13 protein-coding genes are annotated in these 12,704 nt (G+C 68.6%); 8 read left to right on the top strand and 5 right to left on the bottom strand.

What is annotated here, in order from left to right; translation table 11 throughout:
• Positions 1-528 precede the first annotated feature (528 nt).
• The gene (locus E1261_RS36825; RefSeq protein ID WP_132414370.1) at positions 529-1,332 is read left to right on the top strand and encodes a deoxyribonuclease IV; all 804 of its coding nucleotides are present in this window, start codon (positions 529-531) and stop codon (positions 1,330-1,332) included.
• Here the strand turns inward: E1261_RS36825 and E1261_RS36820 are convergent, their stop codons facing one another.
• The gene (locus tag E1261_RS36820) at positions 1,333-1,752 is read right to left on the bottom strand and encodes a hypothetical protein (protein WP_132414369.1); all 420 of its coding nucleotides are present in this window, start codon (positions 1,750-1,752) and stop codon (positions 1,333-1,335) included.
• A 36-nt stretch (positions 1,753-1,788) separates the two neighbouring features.
• Between E1261_RS36820 and E1261_RS36815 the strand changes: the two genes are divergently transcribed.
• Positions 1,789-2,331: an NUDIX hydrolase gene (locus tag E1261_RS36815; RefSeq protein ID WP_132414368.1), complete on the top strand. Its 543-nt coding sequence runs from the start codon at positions 1,789-1,791 to the stop codon at positions 2,329-2,331.
• On the opposite strand, the gene E1261_RS36810 is transcribed toward E1261_RS36815, so the two are convergent.
• Positions 2,300-3,508: an MFS transporter gene (locus tag E1261_RS36810; protein WP_238176659.1), complete on the bottom strand. Its 1,209-nt coding sequence runs from the start codon at positions 3,506-3,508 to the stop codon at positions 2,300-2,302. The genes E1261_RS36815 and E1261_RS36810 overlap by 32 nt on opposite strands.
• 93 nt (positions 3,509-3,601) lie before the next feature.
• On the opposite strand from E1261_RS36810, the gene E1261_RS36805 reads away from it, so the two are divergent.
• The gene (locus tag E1261_RS36805) at positions 3,602-4,756 is read left to right on the top strand and encodes an alkaline phosphatase PhoX (protein WP_132414366.1); all 1,155 of its coding nucleotides are present in this window, start codon (positions 3,602-3,604) and stop codon (positions 4,754-4,756) included.
• Between the two features lie 3 nt (positions 4,757-4,759).
• On the opposite strand, the gene E1261_RS36800 is transcribed toward E1261_RS36805, so the two are convergent.
• Positions 4,760-5,476, bottom strand: coding sequence for an SDR family NAD(P)-dependent oxidoreductase (locus E1261_RS36800; protein ID WP_132414365.1), 717 nt, complete (start codon positions 5,474-5,476; stop codon positions 4,760-4,762).
• A 226-nt stretch (positions 5,477-5,702) separates the two neighbouring features.
• Here E1261_RS36800 and E1261_RS36795 point away from each other — a divergent pair, with 226 nt between their 5' ends.
• A complete protein-coding gene (locus E1261_RS36795; protein WP_132414364.1) occupies positions 5,703-6,461 on the top strand; it encodes a TRADD-N-associated membrane domain-containing protein in 759 nt (252 codons plus the stop codon).
• Here E1261_RS36795 and E1261_RS36790 read toward each other — a convergent pair.
• Entirely contained in the window at positions 6,449-7,015 is a 567-nt protein-coding gene (locus E1261_RS36790) for a TetR/AcrR family transcriptional regulator (RefSeq protein WP_132414363.1), read from the bottom strand. The genes E1261_RS36795 and E1261_RS36790 overlap by 13 nt on opposite strands.
• A 121-nt stretch (positions 7,016-7,136) precedes the next feature.
• Between E1261_RS36790 and E1261_RS36785 the strand changes: the two genes are divergently transcribed.
• Genes E1261_RS36785 through E1261_RS36775 form a run of 3 tightly spaced genes read left to right on the top strand, consistent with a single transcriptional unit; the run spans position 7,137 to position 10,252 of the window.
• Positions 7,137-8,060 (top strand): SDR family NAD(P)-dependent oxidoreductase, encoded by a 924-nt coding sequence (locus E1261_RS36785; RefSeq protein ID WP_132414362.1) that lies wholly within the window; start codon positions 7,137-7,139, stop codon positions 8,058-8,060.
• A gap of 55 nt (positions 8,061-8,115) precedes the next feature.
• Entirely contained in the window at positions 8,116-9,246 is a 1,131-nt protein-coding gene (locus tag E1261_RS36780) for a lipid II:glycine glycyltransferase FemX (protein ID WP_132414361.1), read from the top strand.
• A gap of 4 nt (positions 9,247-9,250) precedes the next feature.
• Positions 9,251-10,252, top strand: a complete 1,002-nt coding sequence (locus E1261_RS36775) for an alanine racemase (protein ID WP_132414360.1) — start codon at positions 9,251-9,253, stop codon at positions 10,250-10,252.
• Here the strand turns inward: E1261_RS36775 and E1261_RS36770 are convergent.
• Positions 10,249-11,670, bottom strand: a complete 1,422-nt coding sequence (locus tag E1261_RS36770; RefSeq protein WP_132414359.1) for an amidohydrolase family protein — start codon at positions 11,668-11,670, stop codon at positions 10,249-10,251. The genes E1261_RS36775 and E1261_RS36770 overlap by 4 nt on opposite strands.
• A 163-nt stretch (positions 11,671-11,833) precedes the next feature.
• Here E1261_RS36770 and E1261_RS36765 point away from each other — a divergent pair, with 163 nt between their 5' ends.
• Positions 11,834-12,556, top strand: coding sequence for a methyltransferase domain-containing protein (locus tag E1261_RS36765; protein WP_132414358.1), 723 nt, complete (start codon positions 11,834-11,836; stop codon positions 12,554-12,556).
• Positions 12,557-12,704 lie beyond the last annotated feature (148 nt).

Raw genomic sequence — 12,704 nt, 5'->3', positions numbered from 1 at the left:
CTCCCCAACCACCGCCCGGAGTCCTCAGCACGCTCGATTTCAACCCAAGGTCGCCAGGATCCACACGACTGGAGACACCCACCGATGCCCGGAGACCCATGGCCACAGGTCTCCGGCCACCACTTCCTGTCTCGCGCCACCACTTGCGGCCGGGGCGGGACGTTCGCGGGCCGGTGGGTCTGCCCGTACGACGTTGAGCACCGTTCAGTCACGGGGATGGCGCGCACGTGGTCAATGCGTGCTCAAGGTCGACTCCGCGCACGACATTGAGCACCGTTCAGTCACAGGTGCCGGCAGTGGATGGTTGAGGGGTGCACAAGGTGACCTTGGCCGCGGGTCGACCATCCCCGAGCGCCGCCGCTGGTTGAGGGGTGCTCAAGGCGGAGTTCGTGTACGACGTTGAGCACGGTTCAGCCGCGTGGACGGGCGATGGATGGTTGAGGGGTGCACAAGGTGACCTTGGCCGCGATGAGGTTGTAGTGGGTTGGGGCGGTGGGAACTGTCGGCGGGCGGTTCTAGGGTGGGTGCATGAGCTTGAAGTTGGGTGCGCATGTGGACCAGGAGGACCCGCTGGCCGAGGCGGCCGATCGGGGTGCCGACCTGGTGCAGTTCTTCCTGGGCAATCCGCAGGACTACAAGGCGCCGAAAGTGGCGTACGCCGACGGCGAGGAAGCGTTGCGCGAGCGCGCCGCCGCGGCCGGCGTCGACCTGTACGTGCATGCGCCGTACCGGCTGAACGTGGCGAACACGAACAACCGGATCCGGATCCCGAGCCGCAAGCTGCTCCAGCAGACCCTCGACAAGGCGGCCGAGATCGACGTCAAGGGCGTCATCGTGCACGGCGGGCACGTCGGTGACGAGGACGACCCCGAGGCCGGATTCGACAATTGGCGCAAGTGCATCGAGCGCGCCGAGCTGCCGGTCCCGTTGCTGATCGAGAACACGGCCGGCGGTGAGAACGCGATGGCCCGCCAACTGGAGCGGATCGAGCGGCTCTGGGAGGCCGTGCAGGCGTCTGGCAACGACCGCCTGGAGAACGTCGGCTTCTGCCTCGACACCTGCCACTTCCACGCGGCCGGTGAGGAGCTGCCGTCGATCGTCGAGAAGGTGCTGGCGATCACCGGCCGGATCGATCTCGTGCATGCGAACGGTTCCCGCGACGAGTTCGGCTCAGGCGCCGACCGGCACGCCAACTTCGAGGACGGACACATCGACCCGGCCCACATCGTCGCTGTCGTCGAGGCCGCCGGTGCGCCGGTCGTGGTCGAGACGCCGAACGTCGATCACGGTCAGAAGACCGACATCGACTACCTGCGCTCGCACCTGAACTAGCTACTCGCTCTTCTCGATTGTGAGGTGGTAGAGCCAGTAGGCGATGCCGAAGGGCAGTAGCAGCCCGAGCGTGGTGGTGGTGCGCGGCGGAATCAGGACGCCGACCAGCACTGCCGCCACGAACAGGATCGTCATCGCCTGGAACAGGTCGAGCCGACCGTACAGGCGGTGGTGCAGATCTGTGCGCTCCAGGGCGCACAGGGCGTAGATGCCGGCCAGGGCGAGCACGAGCAATGTCATGACGATCAGCCCGAGTACGGCGAGCGCGTCGAGGCCGGCGGTCCCGCTCAAGCTGTGCGAGTACTGGAACGCGCCGATCAGCACAGTGACCGCCGCGCAGACCCAGAACAGGCTCTTCGGGCTCTGCTTGGCCGGCCCAGGATCGGCTTCGGCGTCGGGCTCAGGTTCTGCTGGGGCCATGGCCGCGACGGTAGCGCACCGAAGGACAATGTCCGGATGCAGACCGAGGAAACCTGGGCCGAGCAGTTCCCCGAGCTCTTCGCTCCCGGCCACTGGGCCTGGGGTGAGCTCGATGTCCGCTTCAGCGTCGAGGAGCCGGCCGACGAGCTGATCAGCAACGTCCACGTGATCTGCCGGACCGACGGCGGAATCGTTGTCTGCGGCAACGACCTCGGCTGGCGCTTCCTGCCCGGCGGGACCCGTGAGCCGGACGAGACGATCGAGCAACTCGTCACCCGTGAGCTGCTCGAGGAGGCCGGTGCCAGGCTGACCGGCCCGATGACCTGGGTCGGTGCTCACCGCGCCGACCACCGCCGCCCCACGCCGTACCGGCCGCATCTCCCGCACCCGCTGTCCTACTGGGCGATTGTTGCCGCCGACGTCGTCGTCGATCAGGCTCCGACGAATCCCGACGACGGTGAGCAGGTGACGGAGGTGCTCGTGCTGCCACCGAGCCAAGCCGCCGACTGGCTGGAGGACAGCCCGGACGGCGTGATGGGGCCGGTGGTCAGACTGGCTCTGGCAATGGGGCTGGTTTAGCGGACCGCCACGGCAGGACGAACGCACTGAGCAGTGCGATCGCGCCGCCGACGTACATGACACCGCGCAGTCCCAGTACGGCGGTCAACAACCCACCGACCGCCATGAACGCGGGCTGCACGCAGCGGGAGGTGATCGACCATGACGTCAGCACGCGCGCCATGTAGTGGTCCTCGGTGACCTCCATCCGGTACGTCGCGAACGACGGGTTGAACGCACCGGCCGCGATCAGCAACGCAGTCTCGGCAACCAGCAGCCAGACGAACCCCGCCATACCGGATGGAGCCAGCGGGAGCAGCAGCGTCCACGGGGCACGCAGTACGCCGAACCACAGCAGCATCCGGTGCAGTCCGAACCGGCGGGTGAGCGCAGGCGCGATCCAGGCGCCGAGCACGCCACCGAGGCAGGAGACGCCCAGGAACACGCCGTAGCTCCACGGCGCCAGGTGGAGATCGCGCAGCATGAACACGGTCAGCAGCGGCGAGATCATCATCAGCGGTCCGCCGAAGAGCTGCGAGTTCCAGAACAGGACCGCCAGCCCGCGATTGGCGAAGATGTACTTCCAGCCGGCGCCGACGTCGCGCTTGCCGGTGTGCTCGGCGGGAGCAGGCTCCGGCTGCTGGATCCGCCGGATGCCGAAGGCCGACAGCAGGAACGACACCGCGTCCACCACGAGCGTCAGCGTGGCGCCGACCAGGCTGACGAGAGCACCACCGATCGCCGGCCCCGCGCTCATGGTCAGCCAGAAGACCTGCTCGAACTTGCTGTTCGCCTCAGCGCGTCCTTCGGGCCCGACCAGTGCCTTCAAATGCCCGCCGCTCGCACTCGTGAACGCGATCAGCGCCGCCGACTGCAGAACACCGACCACACACAGCTGTGGATAACTCAGCACGCCGAAGGCTGCGGCGACCGGCACGCTGACCAGCGCCCCGAACCGAAGGACATCCGTCGCGATCATCACCGGCCGCTTCCGACGCCGTTCGATGAAATCACCCATCGGCAGCGCGAGCACCGCGGCCGCCAGCGCCGAGACGGCGGCCAGCATCGACACCTGCAAGGTGCTGGCGTCGAGCACCAGGACGGCGATCAGCGGCAGCGCGCCGTACCCGATCCCGGACCCCAAAGCACTGACCGTGTAGGCGAACCACAACCGCTGAAAGTCCCGACCCAAAGACACCCGGCGATCGTAGGAGGACCCACCGACAGAAAGACGCCGTTCACGTCCAGCCGCTTGACTGTCAGCATCATCCACGCCCCGGGAGGATTCACCATGGACCGCAGGACCTTTCTTCGCGCCGCCGTGATCGGCACCTCCACGTCTGTCGCCTTCAGCTTCAGCGTGGCACCCCAGGCGCTCGCCTTCCCCGCCCAGACCGGCCCCAGCCCGTACGGCGGCCTCGGGGCAGCCGATGCGAACGGCCTGATGCTCCCGTCCGGGTTCACCAGTCGCGTGCTGGCCCGGTCGACGCAGACCGTGCCCGGCACCAGCTACACGTGGCACGGCGCCCCCGACGGCGGTGCGTGCTTCGCCGACGGCACCGGCTGGATCTACGTGTCGAACTCGGAGCTGAGCAGCGGTACAGGCGGAGCCAGCGCACTGCGCTTCAACAGCAGTGGCTCGGTCACCGGCGCCTACCGGATCCTCTCCGGGACCACACGCAACTGCTCAGGCGGCGCAACCCCGTGGGGCACCTGGCTGTCCGGCGAGGAGACCGACCTCGGCTACATCTGGGAGACCGACCCGACGGGCGCGACAGCCGCCGTACGGCGTCCTGCGCTCGGCCGGTTCTCGCACGAGGCCGCGGCGGTCGATCCGGACCGGCGCGTCATCTACCTGACCGAGGACGAGACGAGTGGCGGCTTCTACCGCTTCGTCCCGACCACCTGGGGCAACCTGTCCGCGGGAACCTTGCAGGTGCTGCGCGAGTCCGGCAGCACGTTGTCGTGGGTGACAGTCCCGGACCCGGACGGCAGCCCCACCCGGACCCGCAGGCAGGTGTCCGGCATGAAGGTGTTCAACGGCGGCGAGGGTTGCTACTACCGCAACGGCACCTGCTTCTTCACCACCAAGGGCGACAACCGGGTCTGGGCGTACAACGCGGTGAACAACACGATCGCCATCGCGTACGACGACGGCCTCACCTCGAACCCGCCGCTCACCGGCGTGGACAACATCACCGCCGCGGCCGTCGGCGACCTGTACGTCGCCGAGGACGGCGGCAACATGGAGATCTGCATCATCACCCCGAACGACATCGTCGCCCCGTTCCTCCGGGTGACCGGCCAGTCCGGCTCCGAGCTCTGCGGTGTCGCCTTCAACCCGGCCGGCAACCGGCTCTACTTCTCCTCGCAGCGCGGCACCAGCGGTTCGTCGAGCGGCGGCATCACCTACGAGGTCACGGGCCCGTTCCGCACCAGCTTGTGAGCCTCAGCGCAGGTTCAGACCACCGTCGAGCAGGACCACCTCGCCGGTGATGTAGCTGTTGTGGACAAGTGCTGAAATCAGATCGGCGACGTCCGCCGGCTGGGCGCCACGACGCATCGGGCTCGAGGTTTTCCACAGCTCCTGAGCGTCGGTCCAGTCGGCGGTCATCGGCGTATCCACAAGTCCAGGGGCGACGGCGTTCACCCGCACCTCTGGTCCGAGCGCGGCCGCCAGCAACTTGGTGACATGGTTCAGAGCGGCCTTGCTGGCGGCGTACGCGATCGAACTCCCCTTCGGCCGCACGCCCGCATGACTGGTCACGTTCACCACGCAACCGGTCGATTCGCGCAGCGCGGGCAAGGCCGCCGTACACAACAACCAGGGCGCGATCAGGTTGACGTCGAGCAGCCGCCGCCAGTCCGCGGCGGTCAGGCCGTCGAGCTCGGCATGCGGCACCGGCCAGCTGATCCCCGCGTTGTTCACCAGTACGTCGAGTCGCCCGTGCACGGCCAGCACGTCCGGCACCAATCGCTGTGCCGCATCGTCATCGGCCAGGTCGGCCTGGTGATAAGACCCACCGAGCTCCGCCGCGAGCGCCGTACCGGCCTCTCGGCTGACCCGCGAGTGCACGGCCACCGTGAACCCATCCGCCGCCAGCCGCCGAGCCACCCCGGCCCCGATCCCTGACACCGACCCCGTCACCAACGCCACCTTCGCCATGCCACCCACCCTAGAAAGTCGATAGCGTTCCGCGTCGGGAGTTGTTTGAGCGATTGCGGTGTTCAGGTGCGTGCATCGGGGTGCCGGAGGGGCGGCCTCGATGTTTTTCCATCGTGGCTGTTCCTCCGGTGCCGCGAGGTGCGTGCCTGGGCGCCGCAAGCGCCAAAGAACTCCCGACGCGGGACGCTATGCTCCAGCTCCGCCTCCGCCGCCCGAAAGGTCGGGAATGAACACCACCTCCTTTCTCCTCGCGGTCGTCGGGATCGCGGTCGCCACGCTCGGCGCCTTCCTGCTCACCCGGACCCGGAAGCAGCAGGTGCGAGAGGAGGTCGGCCACGCAGCCCACGTCCTCGCCCAGTTCCCGGAACCGGCGGCCTTTCCCGGCGCCCGGCGGACGACGCCCGATCCGGAGCCTGAGAGCGAGCCGGTCGACGAAGGTAGGCGCGAACCGGTCGTGGAGCCGGTCATCCCCTCCGGATGGCCTCAGCAGGGTCCGTCCAACGCCTACCCATCGCAGGGCCAGGCCTACCCTTGGCCTCCCCGTGACGAGCGGGTCCCCGAGCCGATGGACTTCGCGGAGCTGGCCCGAACCTCTCGGCAGGAGGCGGAGATCTACCTTGAGCATCACCACCTCGCGCTCAAGCACCACGCGACCTACCAGCAGGCGTCGCTGTGGGCGGGCGTGCTCGGTTTCGCGATCGTGCTCGTCGGCGGCGTCCTCACCTACGTCGCTGGTCTCGACGTCGGCGTGGTGACCGCGCTCGCGGGTGCACTTCCCGCCGTCGCGGCGGGTCTGCTGTTCCGTCAGGCCAACCTCGTCGCCGACCGTGCTGCGGAGAACCTGCGCGGGCTCGAGACCAGCGTCCGCCGGTTCAACTCGGTGCAGGCCGCCAAGGAGATCGCCGACCAGATCGCCGACGTACCGACCCGCAACCGCATGTACGAAATGATCGGGCAGCAACTGCTGGCGGATCAGGCGCGGTAGCGGAGGCCGTCCAGGAGCAGGTCGAGGAGACGGCCGGCCTGATCGCGGCGGTCGCCGGCGGCCAGGGCCACGCCGCTGAGGCTCATCAGGACATCGTCCGCGGAGATGTCGGAGCGGAGCTCGCCCGAGGCGACGCCGGCGGCCAGAAGCGGTTCGATCGCGCCGACCAGGAGCTCGAGGCTGTGGTCGTACGGGTTGGCGCCCGCGGCGATGATGGCGCGCAGCGCGTCGGCCATCCCCATTTTGGTGTGCAGGTAGTCGGCGAAGCGATCCATCCAGGCGCGCAGGGCCTCGGCGGGCGGGAGCTTGTCGAGCAGCTCAGGTGCGGCCTCGCAGACCGTCGCCAGCTCCTTGCGGTACGCCGCCTCGATCAGCGCCTCGCGAGTCGGGAAGTGCCGGTAGAGCGTGCCGATGCCGACGCCGGCGTCCTTGGCGATGCCCTCGAGCGTCGCCTCCAGCCCGCACTTCGCGAACGCCCGAGCCGCCGCGGCCAGTACCTGGTCGCGGTTGCGCTGCGCGTCGGCCCGTAACGGCTTGGCCTTCGGCTCCGTCATGTCCCCCCTCCTAAGACCCCAAAACCTAGCGGACTTGATATCCGGAGGTGCCTCCGCTTAACTGGATTTATCCGGAGGCTCCTCCGGATCAACAGTAGCTCGCAGAACGGACGAACTCCTGATGAGCAGAATCACCACCCCCTTCGGATACACCTCCACGGCCGCCGAGGTGCTCGCGGGCGTCGACCTGAGCGGCCGCCGGGCCGTCGTCACCGGCGGCGCCTCCGGGATCGGCGTCGAGACCGTCCGGGCGCTGGCCGGGGCCGGTGCCGAGGTCACGCTGACCGCCCGCGACCAGGTCGTCGGCGAGCGGGTCGCCGCCGGAATCATCGACTCCACCGGCAACAATCACGTGTACGTCGCCCCGCTCGAGCTGGCCGATCGCGCCTCCGTGCGCGCTTTCGCGGCGAACTGGACCGGCCCGCTGCACATCCTGATCAACAACGCCGGTGTGATGGCCGAGCCACTGAACCGCACAACCGAGGGCTGGGAGCACCAGTTCGCGACCAACCACCTCGGCCACTTCGGTCTCGCGCTCGGCCTGTACGACGCCCTGGCCGCGGCCGGCGGCGCCCGGATCGTCTCGGTCAGCTCGAGTGCGCATCTGTTCTCGGACATCCAGTTCGACGACATCCACTTCGAGAACCGCCCGTACGACGAATGGTCGGCGTACGGGCAGTCGAAGACCGCGAACGTCCTGTTCGCGGTCGAGGCGGCCAAGCGCTGGGCGAGTGCGGGCATCACCGCGAACGCCCTGATGCCGGGCGGAATTCGCACGGCTCTGCAGCGTCACGTCGAGGGCAACCTGACGCCGGAGCTGCAGAAGACGTTCGACAGCTTCGCCTGGAAGACCACCGAGCAGGGTGCAGCCACCTCGGTCCTGCTGGCCGGGTCCCCGCTGGTCGACGGCGTGACCGGTCTGTACTTCGAGGACAACAACGAGGCGCTGCCCAACGTTCCGGGCGAGAACACGGGCGTCGCGCCGTACGCGCTGGATCCGGAGTCGGCCACTCGGTTGTGGGACCTGTCCGAGCGGTTGGTTTGATCACGGGACCGGCTCAGCTGGGGTTCCTCAGACTGGGCCGGTAACCTGAGCGACCGTGAGTGACTTGAGCATCCGGATCATCTCGGCCGACGAACACGCCGCCTATCTCGCGGCGCGTCCGTCGGCCAGCTTCTTGCAGACGCCTGGCTGGGCGGCGGTGAAGAGCGAGTGGAAGGCCGAGTCACTGGGCTGGTACGAACCGGCCAACCCGGCGGAGCTGGTCGGCGTCGGCCTGGTGCTGTACCGGCAGATGCCGAAGGTGAAGCGCTACCTGGCCTACCTGCCCGAGGGCCCGGTGGTGGACTGGGACGCGATCGACCTCGGTCGCTACCTGCGGCCGCTGGCCGAGCACGCAGCGGCGCAGGGTGCGTTCGGGATCCGGATGGGTCCGCCGGTGCCGACCCGGCGCTGGAGCGCCAAGACCATCAAGGACGCGATCGCCGGCGGCCAGCAGCCGCGGCTCGGCGATGTCCGCCCCGACGTGATCGAGCCGTCGGGCGCGACCGTCGCGAACCAGCTGCGCGCGCTGGGCTGGAAAGCCCCGCGGGTCGGCGAGGGTTTCGCGGCCGGGCAGCCGCAGTACGTGTTCCAGGTCCCGCTGGCCGGTCGCGGCCCGGACGACCTGCTGAAGAACATGAACCAGCTCTGGCGGCGCAACATCAAGAAGGCCGACAAGATGGGCGTCGAGGTCTCGCAGGGCGGACCCGAGGACCTGAAGGCCTTCCACCAGCTGTACGTCGAGACGGCCGAGCGGGACCACTTCACCCCGCGGCCGCTGCCGTACTTCGAGAAGATGTACTCGGCGATGGCGAACCAGCCCGCCGATTGCTGTGACTTCCGGGTCTACAACGCCCATCACGAGGGCGATCTGGTCGCGTCGACGATCTGGATCCGGGTCGGCGGTCATTCGTGGTACTCCTACGGTGCCAGCTCGACCGCCAAGCGGGACGTGCGCGGATCGAACGCGATCCAGTGGCGCATGATGTCGGACGCACTCGAATCCGGTGCGACCGTGTACGACCTACGGGGCATCACCGACACCTTGGACCCGAACGACCCGCACGTCGGGCTGATCCAGTTCAAGGTCGGCACCGGCGGCGAGGCCGTCGAGTACGTCGGTGAGTGGGATCTGCCGTTGAACAAGGCGCTCTACACCGCATTCGACCTCTACATGAGACGGCGTTGACACCATGCCCCTGACCCTGCACGTCGATTCCGATCGATGGCGCGATCACCTCCGTTCCACGTGGAACCCCGATATCGTCCCGGTGGCCAAGGGCAACGGGTACGGGTTCGGCAACCATCGGCTGATCGCGGAGTCGCGCGCGCTCGGCGCGCGGACCGTCGGTGTCGGCACCTACTTCGAGGTGCCCGCGGACCCGCGTGAGGACGTCGTCGTCCTGACGCCGTGGCGGCCGTTCCTGGAGATGTCGCACAGCAAGAACGTGATCCACACGGTCAGCCGGCTGGCCGACCTGGTCTCGATCCCGGCCGGCAGCCGGGTGCTGATCGAGGTCCAGACGTCGATGCGCCGGCACGGGATCGGCGCCCGCGAACTGCGCCATACGATGCTGCTGAACGCGCTCGACCGGATCCGTTTCGAGGGCTGGTCGCTGCACTTCCCGATGGGCGCCGGCGGTACGTCGGCCAACGTCCGCGAGGCAGCCCAGCTGGCCAAGGCGGCGACCGACGTACGGCGTGGTGCGCTGTGGGTGTCGCACGTTCCGGCGCAGAAGCTCGGTGACATCGGCGAGAACGTGAAGCTCCGGATGGGTACGGCGCTCTGGCTCGGCGACCGTGGTGCGCTCACGGTCCGCGCGACCGTGCTCGACGTGCACTCGGTCCGTCGGGGTGAGCGGGTCGGCTACCGGCAGCGCCGGGTCAGCGGGGACGGCCACATCCTGGTCGTGTCCGGTGGCACCGCGCACGGTGTCGGCCTGGAGGCCCCGACCGCGGCGGCCACCGTCCGCCAGCGCGCGATCGCGATGGCGAAGGGCAGCCTCGACGCAGCCGGGATGGCACTCTCACCGTTCACCATCGAGGGCAAGCAGCGCTGGTTCGCGGAGCCGCCGCACATGCAGGCGAGCATGCTGTTCCTGCCGTCGGCGGTGGCGCCCCCGGCGGTCGGCGACACGATCGGTGTCGACGTCCGCTTCACCACCACCTCGTTCGACAAGGTCTCGATGGACTAATTGCGGCCCAGCAGTACGTCGATGCGGTCGCTGGCCGCGTCGGCGTCCCGGATCACCTTGGCGGTGTCGACGCCGACCAGGTGGCCGTCACGCTTGACGGCGACGCCGTTGACGAAGACCCACTTCACGTTGACGGGCTGGGCGTTGAAGACGAGCTGGCTGACCCAGTTGCCGTTGGGTGCGAAGTTGAGGGCCTGCGGGTCGATGATCTGCAGGTCCGCCTTCTTACCCGGGGTCAGCGAGCCGATCTCCTTGTCGATCCCGAGCGCCTCGGCGCCACCGAGAGTGGCCATCCGCAGTACGTCGGCCGGCTGCGGGTAGCGGGTCGGGTCCATCGCGGTGGCGCGCTGGAGGCCTACCGCGGCGCGCATGTCGTTGAACATGTCGGTGGTGTCGTTCGTACCGCCGTCGATGCCGAGACCGACCTTGATTCCGCGCGACGCCATCTCCGGCAGCCTGATGACGCCGGACGCCAGGCGCATGTTCGAGAGCGGGTTGTGCGCTACCCGGATGTCGTTGGCGGCCAGCTCGTCGAGCTCCGCGTCGGTCATCTGGACGGCATGGTTCATCAGCAGACCAGGCCGCATGGCGCCGACCTTGCGCAGCGCTTCCATCTGGCCGGTGGCCGGGTCGGTCTTCGACTCGTGCACGTGCACGTTCAGCGCGACGCCGAGCTCCTTGGCCAGGTTCTCAGCGGCGGCCGTGCTGGCGAGGTTCTGCAGGGTGGGGTGCTGGCCGACCTGCAGGTGAGCCAGCGGGTTCGGATCGATGACCTCCTTCTTCACCCGGCGGATCTCGTCGAGGGTGGCCGGCTTGGTGTTGGCCGTGTACGAGAAGAAGAAGCGCAGCTTCGAGTCCGCGAGGGCCTTCAGGCTGCCGTTCGCGAAGTCGGCCGAGAAGCTGTGCGACCAGTCGGTCGTGGTGGTGATGCCGGTGCCGATCGCGTCCAGCGCGGAGAGCCTCGTGCCGGCGTACCCCTCGGCGTACGCCGGCTGGTTGCCGTACAGCGGGAGCACACACTCGGCGAGCCAGCCGTTGAGCTCCTTGTCGGTGGCACAACCGCGGATCAGCGACTGCCAGGTGTGCGTGTGCAGGTCGACGAAGCCGGGCATCACGATCTTGCCGCGACCATCGATCACCCGCGCGCCGGCGGTGGCCGGCAGGTCCTTGCCGACGGCGGTGATGGTGTTCTTCGTCATCAGTACGTCGGCATCCTGCAGCATGCCGAGCGCACCCTGACCAACGGCCGGATCCATCGTGAGGACCATCGACGCGTCGCGGATCAGCACCTTCGCGGTGCCGTCGTAGCCGGCGATGTCGAGCTGGTCGGACCCGTGCAGCTGGTTGGCACCCAGCGGTACGGCGAGACCGGCCAGCATGGTGAAGCCAAGAGCGAGAGCGCGGCGCCTGGTGAACATGGGCGAGAACCTCGATCGGGAGAGGGACGGGGCCGCCCGAACCTAACTCTTGGCGGGTTCTGCGCCCCACTCTTTTCCAGCCCGATCGAATCTTGTGAACGTGCCGCTGCCTGATCGAGCAGCATCTTGACTTCAGGTGCACCTGAAGTTGCAGGGTGATGCCATGGGGTTTCTGGAACGGATCGAGGAGCGGCCCGGAGCCGCTGAGCTGCGCGCCGAGTCGTACCGGCTACTCGGCCTGAAGCGCGGCGCGAGCGTGGTCGACGTGGGCTGTGGTGCCGGGCACGCCGCCGAGGAACTGGCGGCCAAGAGGCTGAAGGTGACCGGGCTGGATCCCGACCCGGAGGCGGTCGAGGCGGCCCGGACGCGGGTCCCAGGCGCGATGTTTCACGTGGCACGCTCCGACGACCTGCCGCTCGCCGACGGATCGATGGACGGCTACCGCGCGCTCCGCCTCTTCCACCTGCTCGACGACCCGGTGCCGACGATCCTCGAGGCCTATCGGGTCCTGCGGCCCGGCGGGCAGATCGTGGTCGGCGGTCAGGACTACGGGTTCCTGCTGATCGACAGCTCCGATCAGGACCTCACCGACGTGATCCTGCTCGGACTCGAATCCCGCTCGGTCGCGCCCCGCGCCGTACGGAATCTCCGCGATCTTCTCCTCGACGCCGGCTTCCACGACCCCGAGGTCGTCGTCCACAACGACGTCCTCACCGACCACGCCGGCATGGCCCCGCAACTCGCGGCCGCCGCAACCGCAGCCGTCGACAAGGCCCTCATCACCCGGGACGACGCCGACGGCTGGCTGGCCGAACAGAAGGAGCGCGGCCGCACCGACCGCTTCCTCGCAGTCCTCCCGACCCTGCTGGTCGCCGCCCGCCGCTAGCCCGGACCTCCGTCAGCCCGTCCACGCGATCACCAACCGCACCGGCGCCCCAGCCACCGTCCCCGGCCCTTCCCCAACTCGTTGGCTATCCCCTCAGGTGGAGGGTTGCCCATCGAGACTTTCAGTGGGCACCCCCCCAGCCCAGTCG

It is taken from the genome of Kribbella albertanoniae, from assembly GCF_004348455.1.
In the GTDB taxonomy this organism is placed as follows: domain Bacteria; phylum Actinomycetota; class Actinomycetes; order Propionibacteriales; family Kribbellaceae; genus Kribbella; species Kribbella albertanoniae.
Note: the sequence above shows the minus strand (reverse complement) of the source record. Positions and strands in the feature narration are given on the sequence as shown.